Source organism: uncultured Aliivibrio sp., assembly GCF_946479765.1.
GTDB lineage: Bacteria > Pseudomonadota > Gammaproteobacteria > Enterobacterales > Vibrionaceae > Aliivibrio.
In genome coordinates, this window is sequence record NZ_CAMLHO010000009.1 from 37,642 (window position 1) to 51,986 (window position 14,345).

Here is a 14,345-nt window from a genome sequence, read left to right on the forward strand (position 1 = left end):
GTTGAAGCTTTGCAGCAGCTAACCATTGCAATTGATGCGATGGGTGGGGACTTCGGTCCCCAAGTTACAGTGCCTGCCATCGTGCAGGCATTGTCGCAATTCCCAGAGCTAAAAATTATTGTTGTTGGAGATCGTCATGCGATTTCTACACAGCTAACACATCTAAATTATACCCCCAATCAACGATTTTCTATTGCACATAGCGACAGCGTTATAGGCAATAACACACTACCTTCAAAAGCACTCCGACATAGTCGTGGTAGCTCAATGAGAATGGCCATTGATTTAGTCGCTAGTAAAGACGCTGATGCGTGTATTAGCGCTGGAAATACTGGTGCATTAATGGGTCTATCTCGTTTTACCTTGAAACTTCTTCCAGGTGTTGAACGCCCTGCATTAATTAGTCCTTTACCAACAAAAAACAATCAACGCACTTGGATGCTTGATCTTGGCGCTAACGTATCGTGTGATGCTGAGACATTATTTCAATTTGCTGTAATGGGCTCTGAATTAGCAGAGCAATCATTAGGGCGAAAGGCTAAAGTGGCATTATTGAATATTGGTGAAGAAGATATTAAAGGTAACGATCAGATAAAAAGATGTGCAGAAATGCTACACCAGTGTAAGGATATTGAATTTATCGGTTATATTGAAGGTGATAAACTTTATCAAGGCAATGTTGATGTAGTAGTGTGTGATGGGTTTGTTGGTAATGTTTGCTTAAAAACCAGTGAAGGTGTTGCGCATTTATTTTTAGATCAACTAAAATCACACCTGATCACATCCAAATTTAAACAAATTTTAGCGAAATGGCTCTTTGGTGATGTCATTTCTAGCTTAAAAAAGCTGAACCCCGACCAGTATAACGGCGCAAGTCTGATAGGATTGCGTGGCATTGTTATTAAGAGTCATGGAAGTGCAGATATATTTGCCTTTAACAATGCCATCAAGGAAGCGGTTCATGAGGTCAAGCGACAAATACCTAATCGTATTAGTGATCGCTTGGAGGCAGTTTTACTCGAGAGGCATTATTAGTCTTCATGTATAGCAAAATTTTAGGTACTGGTAGCTATTTACCAGCACAAATTCGCTCAAACGCGGATTTAGAAAAAATGGTCGATACTAGTGATGAGTGGATCTTAGCTCGAACAGGTATTAGTGAACGCCGCATTGCTGGTGAAAATGAATCAGTGGCCACAATGGGTCACCTTGCTTCTGTGAATGCAATCGAAATGGCTGGAATAGATAAGAATGATATCGATCTTATTATTCTAGCGACAAGTACACCAACGTACTCATTTCCATCTGCTGCATGTGAAGTTCAAGGATTATTAGGTATTCAAGGTTGTCCTGCGTTTGATTTATCAGCAGCTTGTTCAGGTTTTGTTTATGCATTGAGTGTTGCCGATCAGCACATCAAAACAGGCATGGCAAAAAATGTATTGGTTATTGGTTCTGATGCCGTTTCTCATACCTGTGATCCTACCGATCGTTCAACAGTTATTTTATTTGGTGATGGTGCAGGCGCGGTTGTTATTGGTCAAAGTGAAGAGCCTGGAATTATCTCTACTCATTTGCATGCTGATGGCAAATTTGGCGAATTACTTTCTTTACCTGTTCCTTCTCGTAAAAACGAAGAAGCAGATAAATGGTTGTATATGGCGGGTAATGAAGTCTTTAAAGTTGCCGTTACTCAGCTATCTAACCTAGTTAAAGAAACGCTCCATAAAAACCAAATGGACAAGTCAGATCTCGATTGGTTAGTCCCACATCAAGCGAATTTACGAATTATTAAAGCAACAGCAAAGAAATTGTCGATGTCGATGGATCAAGTTGTTGTTACTCTAGATCGTCACGGTAATACTTCTGCTGCGACAGTGCCTACAGCATTGGATGAAGCGGTACGTGATGGTCGAATTCAACGTGGCCAAACCTTATTGCTTGAAGCATTTGGTGGTGGTTTTACATGGGGTTCGGCACTCGTTAAGTTTTAGTGAGAAATAGGCCGTTTTTTTGGCCTGGTTTTTTTAAGCGCTTATTTAAAGGAAATAATATTCATGAGCAATTTTGCTATCGTTTTCCCAGGTCAAGGCTCTCAAGCTATTGGCATGCTTGCTGAATTAGGTGAGCAACACGACGTTGTAACGCAAACTTTTGCAGAAGCATCAGAAGCGCTAGGTTATGACTTATGGTCACTGGTTCAAAATGGTCCTGTGGAAGATTTAAACCAAACGTTCCGTACTCAGCCTGCATTATTAGCAACCTCTGTTGCATTATGGCGTGTATGGCAAGAGCAAGGTTTAATACAACCAACCGTTTTAGCTGGGCATAGCCTTGGTGAGTACTCAGCACTTGTATGTGCCGGTGTTATTGACTTTAAAGAAGCAATTAAATTAGTTGAACTACGCGGTCAATTGATGCAAGAAGCGGTTCCTGCGGGTGTTGGTGCTATGTTTGCTATCATCGGTTTAGATAATGATTCTATTGCTAAAGCATGTGAAGTAGCAGCACAAGGTGACGTTGTTTCTCCTGTAAACTTCAATTCACCAGGCCAAGTTGTGATTGCTGGTAATAAAGATGCAGTTGAGCGTGCTGGGGCATTATGTAAAGAAGCGGGCGCTAAACGAGCACTTCCTTTACCAGTATCTGTTCCTTCTCATTGTGCATTAATGAAACCTGCGGCTGATAAGCTAGCAGTAGCATTAGAAGGCATTGAGTTTTCAGCACCAGTATTACCTGTTATTAATAATGTTGATGTAATTGCTGAAACGGATCCTGCAAAAATTAAAGACGCACTTGTTCGTCAATTATACTGCCCAGTACGTTGGACTGAAGTGGTAGAAACAATGGCAGAACAAGGCGTAGAAACCTTATATGAAGTTGGTCCAGGTAAAGTTCTTACTGGTTTAACTAAACGAATCGTTAAATCACTTAGCGCAGCAGCTGTTAATGACGTTGCTTCTCTTGAAGCTGCTAAGTAATTAAAGGGAAAATTAAATGATGAATTTAGAAGGTAAAATTGCCTTAGTTACTGGCGCTAGCCGTGGTATCGGTCGTGCTATTGCTGAGCAATTAGTGTCTCGTGGTGCTACTGTTATCGGTACTGCAACTTCTGAAAACGGTGCGGTGGCAATCAGTGAATATTTAGGTGAGAATGGTAAAGGTCTTGCATTAAATGTTACTGATGCCGAATCTATTGCAGCAGTACTTAAAACAATTAATGATGAGTTCGGTGTAATTGATATTCTAGTCAATAATGCAGGTATTACTCGTGATAACTTACTTATGCGTATGAAAGATGACGAATGGATGGATATCTTAGATACTAACCTAACGTCTATTTTCCGTTTATCTAAAGCAGTTCTTCGTGGCATGATGAAAAAACGTAATGGCCGTATTATCAACGTAGGTTCTGTTGTTGGCACTATGGGGAATGCGGGTCAAACGAATTACGCAGCTGCAAAAGCAGGTGTAATTGGTTTTACTAAATCAATGGCACGTGAAGTTGCTTCTCGTGGTATCACTGTAAATACTGTTGCGCCAGGTTTTATCGAAACTGATATGACAAAAGCCTTGAATGATGAGCAGCGAGCTGCAACACTATCATCTGTACCTGCTGGTCGTTTAGGTGACCCTAAAGAAATCGCTGCTGCAGTTGTATTTTTAGCGTCTCCAGAAGCAGCTTACATCACAGGCGAAACTCTGCATGTGAATGGCGGCATGTACATGGTTTAATTTATAAAATTGATTTAAGGGTGACTTAAGTCAATTTTGGGTTAAAATTGCACTAAAAATCACGAATTTCGTGGTTTGACCAGCGATCTTAGCCTTGCAACTTTCTTATTAATGAATAAAATACAGCAAGTATCGCAAATCAGCGAAATCTGTAATTAGGAAAATTAAAATGAGCAATCTTGAAGAACGCGTAAAGAAAATCATCATTGAGCAACTAGGTGTGGATGAAGCTGAAGTTAAAAACGAAGCATCATTTGTTGATGACCTAGGTGCAGATTCACTAGATACAGTTGAACTAGTAATGGCTTTAGAAGAAGAGTTTGACACTGAGATTCCAGATGAAGAAGCTGAGAAAATCACAACTGTTCAAGCTGCTATCGACTACGTAACTGGCGCACAGTAAGAAATACCCTCCAGGCGGTCATCTTGACCGCCTGAGTTTTTTATACGCAACAATCCCTATCTAATTTCAATTAATTCCGGAGAATTATATCGTGTCCAAACGTCGTGTAGTAGTTACAGGCATGGGTATGCTAACACCGGTGGGTAACACTGTTGAAGCATCTTGGAAAGCGCTGTTAGCAGGCCAAAGTGGTATCGTTAATATCGAGCACTTTGATACCACTGGTTTTACGACTCGTTTTGCAGGTCTAGTAAAGGACTTTAATGCTGAAGAGTACATGTCTAAAAAAGACGCTCGTAAAATGGATTTATTTATCCAATACGGTGTGGCTGCTGGCATTCAGGCATTAGATGACTCGGGTTTTAAAGTAACTGAAGAAAATGCACACCGTATCGGTGCTGCTATTGGTTCAGGTATCGGTGGCCTTGGCTTAATCGAAGCTGGCTACAAAGCATTTAAAGAAAAAGGCCCTCGTAAGATCAGCCCATTTTTCGTGCCTTCAACTATCGTTAATATGATCGCTGGTCATATGTCGATCATGCGCGGACTACGTGGTCCTAATATCGCAATTTCAACGGCTTGTACGACAGGTCTTCATAATATTGGTCATGCTGCACGTATGATCGCTTATGGTGATGCTGATGCAATGCTAGCGGGTGGTGCTGAAAAAGCATCAACAGAGCTAGGTATGGGCGGTTTCGGTGCAGCTAAAGCACTATCAACAAACAACGAAAACCCACAAGCGGCTTCACGTCCTTGGGATAAAAACCGTGATGGTTTTGTTCTTGGTGATGGGGCTGGCATGATGGTTCTTGAAGAATACGAACATGCGAAAGCTCGTGGCGCTAAAATCTACGCTGAATTAGTGGGTTTTGGTATGAGCGGCGATGCTTATCACATGACATCACCAACACCAGATGGTTCTGGCGGTGCATTAGCGATGGAAGCAGCAATGCGTGACGCTGGTGTAACGGGTGAGCAAATTGGTTATGTGAACGCTCACGGTACTTCAACACCTGCTGGTGATGTAGCTGAAATTAAAGGCATTAAACGTGCCCTTGGCGAAGCCGGAACCAAACAAGTATTAGTATCATCAACAAAATCAATGACTGGTCACCTATTAGGGGCTGCAGGTTCTGTTGAAGCGATCATTACTGCAATGTCGTTGGTTGATCAAATCGTTCCACCAACGATTAACCTTGATGATCCTGAAGAAGGTCTAGACATTGACCTAGTACCACACACCGCTCGTAAAGTGACAGGTATGGAATATGCTATCTGTAACTCATTCGGTTTTGGCGGTACTAACGGTACGTTAATATTTAAGAAAGTGTAATAACTTGTTTATGAGACTTAATTAGTTTCATTCAGTTAGTTATATTTTGAAGGCGGTTTGATATTATATCAAATCGCCTTTTTTATTTATTTATTTTGGAGTATCTATGTATTGGGTCAATGGAGTTGAATCCGAAACATTGCCGATCAATGACCGAAGTTCTCAGTATGGTGATGGCTTCTTTACGACCATGAAAGTAGATAATGGTAAGATACAGCTATGGTCTTTGCACTTAGAGCGGTTAATTTCATCTGCTTATTGTTTAGGGATTAGAGCGCCTAATTGGCAGCATCTTGAAAATCAAGTGTATGCGATTGCTAAAAAGGTAGTTCATGGTGGAATTAAAATTTTAGTCAGCCGAGGAACTGGAGGTCGAGGCTACTCACCTGAAGGCTGCGAGAATACTCAGGTTATTGTTTCTGATTTTGACTATCCAGCTCACTATGAACAATGGCAAGAAAAAGGCATAGAACTAGGTGTCTCAACGATTAAACTTGGTTTATCATCACCAGCTCTTGCTGGAATGAAACATTTAAACCGGTTAGAGCAAATTTTAATTAAAAAAGACATTTCAAAAACCTCTTATTTTGATGCCGTTGTTCTTGACCTTAATAACAAAGTAATAGAAACATCGATAGGTAATATTTTTTGGATTAAGGGTGGTAGAATCTTTACCCCTAAATTGTCATTTTCTGGTGTTGAAGGTGTGATGAAGAAGCACATTCTGCAACTAGCAAAAGAATTTCAATTAGAGCTAGAGGAAGTAAGTGTCGAGTTATCGGAATTAGAGAACGCAGACGAAGTCTTTATTACTAATGCTTTATTTGAAGTTGTACCTGTTAATATGATTGCTCATACAAAGTTCAATCAATATAAGTTTACTCATTGGTTTCAGGAGAAATTGTACTCGTGTTAAAGAAATTTTTATTCCTCGTCTTATTGATTGCAATAGGGACAACTGGTTTCGGATTCTGGAGTTACCAGCAAGCAAATCAATTTACAGAGCAGCAAGTCGCATTGGACAAGGCTCAATTAATTGAAGTAAAACCCGGTACTAGTTATCGTAAATTAGTTCGTCAATTTGAACAAAATGGTTGGGTTACAAATACAAAATGGGCACGTTTTACGCACAGATTATCACCTCAATTAACAGAAATAAAAGCGGGGACTTATTGGGTTGAACCAAACCAATCACTTGCATCTGTTTTGACTCAATTAAAAACAGGTAAAGAGCATCAGTTTTCAATCACGTTTGTTGAAGGCAGTCGTTTTTCTGAGTGGCAACAACAATTAGAACAAGCGCCTTATCTAGACCATGAATTAAGTGATCTTTCAGAAAAAGAAATCGCAGATAAACTAGGGATTGAACGCACTAAATTAGAAGGTTTGTTCTTAGCTGAAACGTATCACTATGCGGCAGGGATGAGTGACTTTGATATTCTAGAACGCTCTCATAATGCATTAATTTCAGTATTAGACACTGAGTGGGAAACTAAATCAGCAAACTTACCTTTAAAATCATCTTATGATGCGTTGATCTTAGCTTCTATCATTGAAAAAGAGACGGCGATAGATTCAGAAAGAGAACGAGTCTCTTCTGTATTTGTGAACCGCTTAAAGCGTGGTATGCGTTTGCAAACTGACCCTACCGTTATTTATGGTATGGGGGATAAGTATGATGGCAATATTCGTAAAAAAGATTTACGAACACCAACGGCTTATAATACGTATACCATTAATGGCTTACCGCCAACGCCGATAGCAATGGCTGGTCCTGCGTCAATTAAAGCGGCATTGCATCCAGAAACGAGCAGATACCTTTATTTTGTTGCAGATGGCACTGGCGGTCATAAATTCACTAAATCTTTAGTTGAGCATAACAAAGCAGTTAGAGCTTACCTAAGAACCTTAAGAAATTAATCATGTCTAAATTTATTGTAATTGAAGGTCTTGAAGGCGCTGGTAAAAGTACCGCGATTAAAAACGTATTAGCAACATTAGTTAAGCATGGTATTACTTCACCAGTAACTACTAGAGAGCCAGGTGGAACGCCACTCGCTGAAAAAATGCGCGAGCTTGTAAAACAAGGTCACCCTGATGAGCCATTAACTGATATGGCTGAATTATTACTGCTGTACGCTGCACGAGCGCAGTTAGTAGGTAATGTGATTAAGCCAGCATTAGCAAAAGGTGAGTGGGTGGTTGGTGATCGTCATGATTTATCTTCACAAGCTTACCAAGGTGGTGGTCGTGGTTTTGATCGTGATTTAATGGCGACAATGAGAAGTACGGTTCTTGGTGATTTTAAACCAGACTTGACTATCTATATGGATATTGATCCTAAGCTTGGTTTACAGCGTGCGTCTGCACGTGGAGAGCTGGATAGAATAGAGCAAATGAAGCTGGATTTCTTTGAGCGTAGTCGTGAGCGTTATTTAGAATTTGCTAATAGTGATGATTCGATTATTACTATCGATGCAGGGCAAGATTTGGAAACGGTAACACAATCAATTATTACGGTACTAGAAACGTGGTTAGTGGCTAATGATAACTAAACTGTATCCTTGGCAACAAGGTGTTTGGCAGCAATGGCAGCAATTGATAGCGAAAGATCGATTGCCTCATGCCATCTTATGCGCAATGCCAGAAGGAACAGGGCGAGATCAACTTGTTCAGTATTTTTCTAATACATTATTATGTCTAACGCAAGGTACGGAGCCTTGTGGATTTTGTCATAGTTGCGGGTTGGTTGAGTCAGGAAATCATCCCGATTTACATTGGATAAAACCTGAAGTTGAAGGGAAATCGATCTCTGTTGATCAGATCAGACAATGTAATTTATGGGCATTAGAATCATCACAATTTAATGCCAAACGCATGATCATTATTGAGCCTGCCGAAAAAATGACAGAATCAGCGGCAAATGCTCTGTTAAAGACGTTAGAAGCGCCGCCGAAAAATTGTCAATTTGTCTTATTGGCTAGCTCTCCACATGCGTTGTTACCAACGATTCGAAGTCGTTGCCAGCTTTGGCATCAACCGGAGATTAGTGCTGAGGTTATAGATCAATGGTTAGAAGAGACTGAAAAACTAAAAGTCAGTAAGCAATCAATTATATTGAATGGATACCGACCATTAGCAGTAAAAAGTTTCTATCAAGACAAGAAACAAGCTGCTCACCAACAGTTGTTGTCTTATTTTAATACCTGTGTCAGCTCTTCTTTTTGTGATACCGCAGACCTTGTTAAAAGTCTGATTAAATTAGAAGATGAAGGCCTTTGTTGGCTAAGCTATTTATTATCTGATATTCAAAAGAGACAATCAGGTATCACTGCCGGCTGGGTTCATTGCGATGAAAAAGAGATTATCGAACGTTTAGCGACAGGTATCCCTGCAAATACTGTCTATAAACAGTATTTGAGTTTGAATGCTTTGCGACAACAATTGAATGCACATTCAGGATTAAATAAAGAATTATTATTAACTCAATGGTTATTTGAGTTTATTGGAGAATAATGTGTTAGTTGATACACACTGCCATTTAGACAAATTAAATTACAATGATCTACATACCAATGTTGCCGATGTACTTGAAAAAGCAAAACTACGTGGTGTAGAGCAGTTTTTAACGGTTGGCGTAACGTTAGATGCTTTTCCAAATATGATGGAAATCATCAAAGATCATCCTGAAGTTCACGCTTCTTGTGGTATCCATCCTTTAGATGTTGACTCTGATTTTGAATTGTCACTTTTTCGCCAATATGCAGCAAACGATCGTGTTATTGCCATTGGTGAAACAGGATTAGATTATTTTTATCAGCCTGAAAGTGCACCGCGTCAGCGAGATTTATTTGAGCAGCAAGTTGATGTGGCGGTTGAGTATAATAAACCACTAATTATACATACACGACAAGCTCGAGAAGATACCTTAGCCATTCTAAAAAATGGTAAAGCAGATAAATGTGGTGGTGTGATCCACTGTTTTACCGAAGATTGGGCATTCGCAGAAGCGGCGATGGAGTTGGGGTTCTATATTTCAATTTCAGGCATTGTGACTTTTAATAAAGCCACTGAACTAAAAGATGTAGTGCGTCGTTTACCTTTAGAGCGTCTTTTGGTTGAGACGGATTCTCCTTATTTGGCTCCGGTTCCGTTCAGAGGAAAAGAGAATCAGCCTGCTTATGTAAGGGAAGTTGCAGAATATATTGGGCTATTAAAAGGGAAGTCATTCGAAGAAGTTGCTCAAGTAACGACCAATAACTTTAAAAATCTTTTTTTGAACAAATAATTTTATTTAGCGTGAAAAGTAGCCAAAATAGAGGTTTTTACCTCTCTTTTTTTGAATGATTGATTTAAAGCTGTTTTATCGCAAAATTTAAGCAAGCAAATGATTAATAGTGCGTCTTATTTGAGCTATCTATTTTTGTTGCTAAAAATAACATTTTGTTTTTTAGGGTCAATGCTATTTTTTAAACTAAATCAAATGGTTATGGGTAATGTGCATTTTTATTGTTACTTTTACTACGCCTTGCTTTTGTGATCACTGCAGGGTTTTAAAACAATAAATGAAAACATGCTAGAAAGTGTTTTTACATAGGTCTATATTTAGCGACAGTTTGATTAGGGACATGATTACTTACAATTTGTTGATTACACTTAGGCAAGGGGGATATTGCCGTAATTGATAAGGTAAGATAAGACGGTTTCAAATTGTATTTATAAATATTAGGAGCAAAACATGTTTAAACACCTTTTTGCCAATTTACAGAAAGTTGGTAAGGCACTTATGTTGCCTGTATCAGTTCTTCCTGTAGCTGGTATTCTTTTAGGGGTTGGCGCAGCCAACTTTAGTTTCCTTCCAGAAGTTGTTTCTCACTTAATGGAACAAGCTGGTGGTTCAGTATTTGGTCAAATGGCTCTGCTATTTGCTGTTGGTACTGCACTTGGTTTTACAAACAATGATGGTGTTGCTGGTCTAGCCGCTGTTGTTGGTTACGGCATCATGGTTGCTACACTTAAAGTGATGGCAACAGTAATGGGCGTTGATGGTATCGAGACTGGTGTTCTTGGTGGTATCCTTGCTGGTGGTGTTGCTGGTTGGGCTTTCAACAAGTTCTACCGTATTCAACTTCCTGAATACCTAGGCTTCTTCGCTGGTAAGCGTGCAGTGCCAATCGTAACGGGTTTCGTATCGATTGCTCTAGGTCTAGTTCTTTCTGTTATTTGGCCTCCAATCGGTAGCGCAATTGCTGCATTCTCTGATTGGGCGGCAAACCAAAACCCAGTAATGGCATTTGGTATCTACGGTGTTGTTGAGCGTTCTCTAATTCCTTTTGGTCTGCACCATATCTGGAACGTACCATTCTTCTACGAAGCAGGTTCTTGTGTGAACAATGCTGGTGAGCAAGTAAACGGTATTATGACTTGTTTCCTGACTGCTGATGACGCATCTCGCGCTGCTGGTAATGGTTTCGGTCAACTGGCTGGTGGTTACTTATTCAAAATGTTTGGTCTTCCTGCTGCTGCAATTGCAATTGCACATTCAGCAAAACCTGAAAACCGCGCTAAAGTAATGGGTATCATGGCATCTGCTGCGTTAACTTCATTCCTTACGGGTATCACAGAACCGATTGAATTCGCATTCCTATTTGTTGCTCCTGTTCTTTATGCTATCCACGCAGTACTTGCTGGTGTTGCATACATGCTAACTAATGCATTAGGTATTGTTCACGGTCACACATTCTCGAATGGTTTCATTGACTTCGTAGTTCAGTCTCCACGTGCAGAGAACATGCTTCTTCTTGTCGGTATTGGCCTTGTTTACGCGGCTGTTTACTACATCGTGTTCCGCTTTGTAATTAAAGCAATGAACCTTAAGACTCCAGGTCGTGAAGATGAAGATGATAATGCAGCTCCTGCTGTAACTGGTACTGAACTTGCTGGTGAGTTAGTTGCTGCATTTGGTGGCAAAGAGAACATCACAAACCTTGATGCTTGTATCACTCGTCTACGTGTTTCTGTAGCGAACATTGATGCAGTTAATCAAGACAAACTGAAACAACTTGGCGCTGCTGGTGTTGTTGTTGCAGGTTCTGGTGTTCAAGCTATCTTCGGTACTAAATCGGATAACTTGAAAACAGACATGAATGAATGGATTAGCCATAACTAATTCTCATTTATTGAATGAATGAAAAAGGAGACTTTCGAGTCTCCTTTTTGTTTTCTAGACTTTAGAAATTAAAAGATGAAGGCTACTTTTCAGGAAACGTAATTTCTTGATTTGATTCTAACCAAGTAGGGTACTTCGTCATGATTGATTCGAATAACTCTGAATCTATGAATGCGGTTAGCCAATTACGTAGGTTATGATATGAACTTTGGTTAAACCAGTTAATATCAACAAATGCAAATTGTCGTATGAAAGGTAAGATAGCAATGTCAGCAAAACTGTATTCGTTGCTAAAAAGCATCGTAGAGTTAGATAAATGCTCTTCTAGTTTCTCTATAAACTGCTCGCCTTGTTCTCGATAGTAAGCTTCTGAAAATTCTGGATGACGGTCAGCGTATTTGTATTTATCCAACCAACCTTTAAAACTCTCATCATTTTCTTGAATTAATGCATGCATTGCCGGGGTTGTTGATAATAGCAGTTCAGAGCCCTCTAACGCCCATTTCATGATATCTAAGCTTTCATCTACTACGTGTCCATTTTTTTCAATTAAAACCGGAACAGTACCTTTAGGCGACGCTTGTATCATGGATTCAGGTTTATGTTTCAATATGATCTCACGAAGTTGCACAGATTTATTTGAAAGAGCCAGACCAAGTCGTGCACGCATAGCATAAGGGCAACGACGAAATGAATAGAGAGTTGTCATATTAAGCCTCCTTGCTTGCTTGATTTATTTATAACAATACTAACCACTAGCATGACAGCGATAAGGCCTCAACCCATGATGAATAACTCAATTAAACAGCTCGTAAGTAAAGCTAGAAGCTGAAACGTAATCCAAGGTTGCCTTGAACTTGGTTAACCCAACTTCCTTCATACCGAATGACGCAGTTGGTTTGTGTTGAGTCTGAAACACAAGCGCTGTCAAAGTCACTATCAACAGAAGTGCCTAACCAACGAGCCTCAAGTTGTAGAGCAAGATTATTGGTAAAGTGGTATTGCAAACCAGTAAAAGCGCCGGCAGAAAAGTTAATGCTTTCATCATTCCAATCAACATCTGTAAAAGTTGCCCCGATACTTAGCCCAAAAAAGGAACTTAATTTAGAGGTTAATGGATAATCTAAAGCACTTTGGAAATGCAAATAATCAAAACGTGACTTATTACCAAGTGATTTCACTTCACTACTCTGAGTGCTATAGAATAGGCCAATGCGACCCGTATCAAAATCTGTCTCTAAAGCAAAGGACAATGAATTATCACTTTTAATTTTAAATGAATCTCCATTTTTGTCTTCAACTTCACCACCAGCGGCAATGCCTATTGATGGGGTAATATAGAATTGAGCAAAAGCAGGAAGGGGGGCTATTGTAATTAAAGCGAGTAAGGCAATCCGTTTCATTTTAACTCCTAATTTCATGGTTATATTTGTACTCACGTTTAACTTATTATGTAGACATTGTGACATTAATACCAATTTGATGGATTAGTTAATCTGAGATCTTGAAGATACCTCTAATTACTGTTAAATTTTTGTTATCAACATTAACAAGGAGTCATCATGGACAGTGATTTTAAATTTGCACTTATTACCACTATAGTTGTTTTTTCAGGATTGGCATTCTTTGGCAGTTTAGTTTTAATGGCGTGAAATAAAGCAATGGTACATGACATAAAAAAAGAGCAATCAGTGAATATTGATTGCTCTTTTTTAGTTTTGTTGCGGAATAACGTTGTTGCGGAATAAATAGTTAAGCTAAAGCTTGAGTCGGTAGATAAGCTTGCCAAGCATTGGTATATAAAGACTGAGATAAGTCTCTTAACTTTGCAATTCTGGCCTGCTCAAATTGTGTTAATTCTCTTTTATCCATTAGTGCTAGACGCTCTAGGCCTTGAATCTCCTCATAAAGCTTATGCTCCGCTCCATTTTTTACTGTCGCAATGTCTTTTAAATGCAATTGTATTTCTGCTACTAATTTTGTTTTCGGTAATTCGACCAATAATTTAATATCTCGGTAACCTGATTTTGCAGGTTGAGCAAATCGGTTTGATACGCTTAAGACCGTCGTTTCTCTATTGATAGCTTCATAGGCGGTGACCAAATCAGGGATAGAGTCAGCAATTATCGTGGCTCTTGCCATATCAGTTAATTGGTTAACTTGGCCATTTAATTCTTGTTCAATTTTTACTAATGCTCTTTCTGCGTTTTTTACCCCCGCAAATTGAGGCTGTGCATTGGATATCAATGCGGTCTCTTTACACACATTTTCTAACTCTCTCTGAGCTTGATGTGCTTTAGAGTTTAAAATATCAAAATCGTCATAAGGCTGTTGTGAGAAATGGTTCCAACTTTGAATTGAAAGAAGACCATTTAAGCTATGAAGGACATGTTGGTGATCGATTTCTGATTGATTCGCTTCTTGAAAATCAGGTTCAATAAATTCAATTAACGAGGAAGCTTGTGCTTGAGGTCGTCCAAAGACAAGAACCATTAAGACGGCGGCACGGGCAAACTTTTTCATTCTTTTTCCTTAGCAAGATAGAAAGAAATAGCAACTAAGTAAATATATCTTAGCAACACCTATTAGATAAATATGGGCCTAGTTAGCAGATTCAAGGTTTCCAAATTAGTATTGTTTTTGTTTGAGTTAAGTATCACAAAATGACATTTCTTTACGTCAATTCAAGGTTAAAAATTGAA

16 protein-coding genes are annotated in these 14,345 nt (G+C 39.3%); 13 read left to right on the plus strand and 3 right to left on the minus strand.

Annotated elements, in window-relative coordinates; genetic code table 11:
* The first annotated feature begins 9 nt into the window (after window positions 1-9).
* From plsX to ptsG, 12 genes are all read left to right on the plus strand, one after another.
* Window positions 10-1,035, plus strand: coding sequence for a phosphate acyltransferase PlsX (gene plsX / locus Q1K78_RS05540; RefSeq protein WP_300175265.1), 1,026 nt, complete (start codon window positions 10-12; stop codon window positions 1,033-1,035).
* Between the two features lie 5 nt (window positions 1,036-1,040).
* Window positions 1,041-1,994 carry a beta-ketoacyl-ACP synthase III gene (locus Q1K78_RS05545; protein WP_300175267.1) on the plus strand — a complete coding sequence of 318 codons (954 nt, stop codon included), beginning with the start codon at window positions 1,041-1,043 and terminating at the stop codon, window positions 1,992-1,994.
* 63 nt (window positions 1,995-2,057) lie between these two features.
* Window positions 2,058-2,981, plus strand: coding sequence for an ACP S-malonyltransferase (gene fabD / locus Q1K78_RS05550; RefSeq protein ID WP_300175269.1), 924 nt, complete (start codon window positions 2,058-2,060; stop codon window positions 2,979-2,981).
* 19 nt (window positions 2,982-3,000) lie between these two features.
* Window positions 3,001-3,735, plus strand: a complete 735-nt coding sequence (gene fabG, locus Q1K78_RS05555; protein WP_300175349.1) for a 3-oxoacyl-ACP reductase FabG — start codon at window positions 3,001-3,003, stop codon at window positions 3,733-3,735.
* 169 nt (window positions 3,736-3,904) lie between these two features.
* On the plus strand, window positions 3,905-4,138 hold the full coding sequence (gene acpP, locus Q1K78_RS05560) for an acyl carrier protein (protein WP_300175271.1): 234 nt from the start codon (window positions 3,905-3,907) through the stop codon (window positions 4,136-4,138).
* 91 nt (window positions 4,139-4,229) lie between these two features.
* On the plus strand, window positions 4,230-5,474 hold the full coding sequence (fabF, locus tag Q1K78_RS05565; protein ID WP_300175273.1) for a beta-ketoacyl-ACP synthase II: 1,245 nt from the start codon (window positions 4,230-4,232) through the stop codon (window positions 5,472-5,474).
* Window positions 5,475-5,580: 106 nt separating this feature from the next.
* Window positions 5,581-6,390 (plus strand): aminodeoxychorismate lyase, encoded by an 810-nt coding sequence (gene pabC / locus Q1K78_RS05570; RefSeq protein ID WP_300175275.1) that lies wholly within the window; start codon window positions 5,581-5,583, stop codon window positions 6,388-6,390.
* Window positions 6,384-7,394 (plus strand): endolytic transglycosylase MltG, encoded by a 1,011-nt coding sequence (mltG, locus tag Q1K78_RS05575; protein ID WP_300175277.1) that lies wholly within the window; start codon window positions 6,384-6,386, stop codon window positions 7,392-7,394. The genes pabC and mltG overlap by 7 nt, the downstream gene beginning before the upstream one ends.
* A 2-nt stretch (window positions 7,395-7,396) precedes the next feature.
* Window positions 7,397-8,029: a dTMP kinase gene (tmk, locus tag Q1K78_RS05580; RefSeq protein ID WP_300175279.1), complete on the plus strand. Its 633-nt coding sequence runs from the start codon at window positions 7,397-7,399 to the stop codon at window positions 8,027-8,029.
* The gene (holB, locus tag Q1K78_RS05585; protein WP_300175281.1) at window positions 8,019-8,990 is read left to right on the plus strand and encodes a DNA polymerase III subunit delta'; all 972 of its coding nucleotides are present in this window, start codon (window positions 8,019-8,021) and stop codon (window positions 8,988-8,990) included. The genes tmk and holB overlap by 11 nt, the downstream gene beginning before the upstream one ends.
* Window position 8,991: 1 nt before the next feature.
* A complete protein-coding gene (locus tag Q1K78_RS05590) occupies window positions 8,992-9,762 on the plus strand; it encodes a YchF/TatD family DNA exonuclease (protein ID WP_300175283.1) in 771 nt (256 codons plus the stop codon).
* Window positions 9,763-10,212: 450 nt separating this feature from the next.
* Window positions 10,213-11,643, plus strand: coding sequence for a PTS glucose transporter subunit IIBC (gene ptsG, locus Q1K78_RS05595; protein ID WP_300175285.1), 1,431 nt, complete (start codon window positions 10,213-10,215; stop codon window positions 11,641-11,643).
* Between the two features lie 82 nt (window positions 11,644-11,725).
* Here the strand turns inward: ptsG and Q1K78_RS05600 are convergent, their stop codons facing one another.
* Window positions 11,726-12,352, minus strand: coding sequence for a glutathione S-transferase (locus Q1K78_RS05600; protein ID WP_300175287.1), 627 nt, complete (start codon window positions 12,350-12,352; stop codon window positions 11,726-11,728).
* Window positions 12,353-12,464: 112 nt separating this feature from the next.
* Window positions 12,465-13,046, minus strand: coding sequence for an outer membrane beta-barrel protein (locus Q1K78_RS05605; protein WP_300175289.1), 582 nt, complete (start codon window positions 13,044-13,046; stop codon window positions 12,465-12,467).
* Window positions 13,047-13,205: 159 nt separating this feature from the next.
* Here Q1K78_RS05605 and Q1K78_RS05610 point away from each other — a divergent pair, with 159 nt between their 5' ends.
* Window positions 13,206-13,295, plus strand: coding sequence for a YnhF family membrane protein (locus Q1K78_RS05610; RefSeq protein ID WP_105055118.1), 90 nt, complete (start codon window positions 13,206-13,208; stop codon window positions 13,293-13,295).
* A 100-nt stretch (window positions 13,296-13,395) separates the two neighbouring features.
* Here the strand turns inward: Q1K78_RS05610 and Q1K78_RS05615 are convergent, their stop codons facing one another.
* On the minus strand, window positions 13,396-14,166 hold the full coding sequence (locus tag Q1K78_RS05615; RefSeq protein ID WP_300175294.1) for a phosphoribosylglycinamide formyltransferase: 771 nt from the start codon (window positions 14,164-14,166) through the stop codon (window positions 13,396-13,398).
* Window positions 14,167-14,345 lie beyond the last annotated feature (179 nt).

Coding starts and splice junctions, on each gene's coding strand:
- Q1K78_RS05545 (WP_300175267.1), top strand. CDS start 1,041: ATGTATAGCAAAATTTTAGGTACTGGTAGCTATTTACCAGCACAAATT.
- fabD (WP_300175269.1), top strand. CDS start 2,058: ATGAGCAATTTTGCTATCGTTTTCCCAGGTCAAGGCTCTCAAGCTATT.
- fabG (WP_300175349.1), top strand. CDS start 3,001: ATGAATTTAGAAGGTAAAATTGCCTTAGTTACTGGCGCTAGCCGTGGT.
- acpP (WP_300175271.1), top strand. CDS start 3,905: ATGAGCAATCTTGAAGAACGCGTAAAGAAAATCATCATTGAGCAACTA.
- pabC (WP_300175275.1), top strand. CDS start 5,581: ATGTATTGGGTCAATGGAGTTGAATCCGAAACATTGCCGATCAATGAC.
- tmk (WP_300175279.1), top strand. CDS start 7,397: ATGTCTAAATTTATTGTAATTGAAGGTCTTGAAGGCGCTGGTAAAAGT.
- holB (WP_300175281.1), top strand. CDS start 8,019: ATGATAACTAAACTGTATCCTTGGCAACAAGGTGTTTGGCAGCAATGG.
- ptsG (WP_300175285.1), top strand. CDS start 10,213: ATGTTTAAACACCTTTTTGCCAATTTACAGAAAGTTGGTAAGGCACTT.
- Q1K78_RS05600 (WP_300175287.1), bottom strand. CDS start 12,352: ATGACAACTCTCTATTCATTTCGTCGTTGCCCTTATGCTATGCGTGCA.
- Q1K78_RS05605 (WP_300175289.1), bottom strand. CDS start 13,046: ATGAAACGGATTGCCTTACTCGCTTTAATTACAATAGCCCCCCTTCCT.
- Q1K78_RS05610 (WP_105055118.1), top strand. CDS start 13,206: ATGGACAGTGATTTTAAATTTGCACTTATTACCACTATAGTTGTTTTT.
- Q1K78_RS05615 (WP_300175294.1), bottom strand. CDS start 14,166: ATGAAAAAGTTTGCCCGTGCCGCCGTCTTAATGGTTCTTGTCTTTGGA.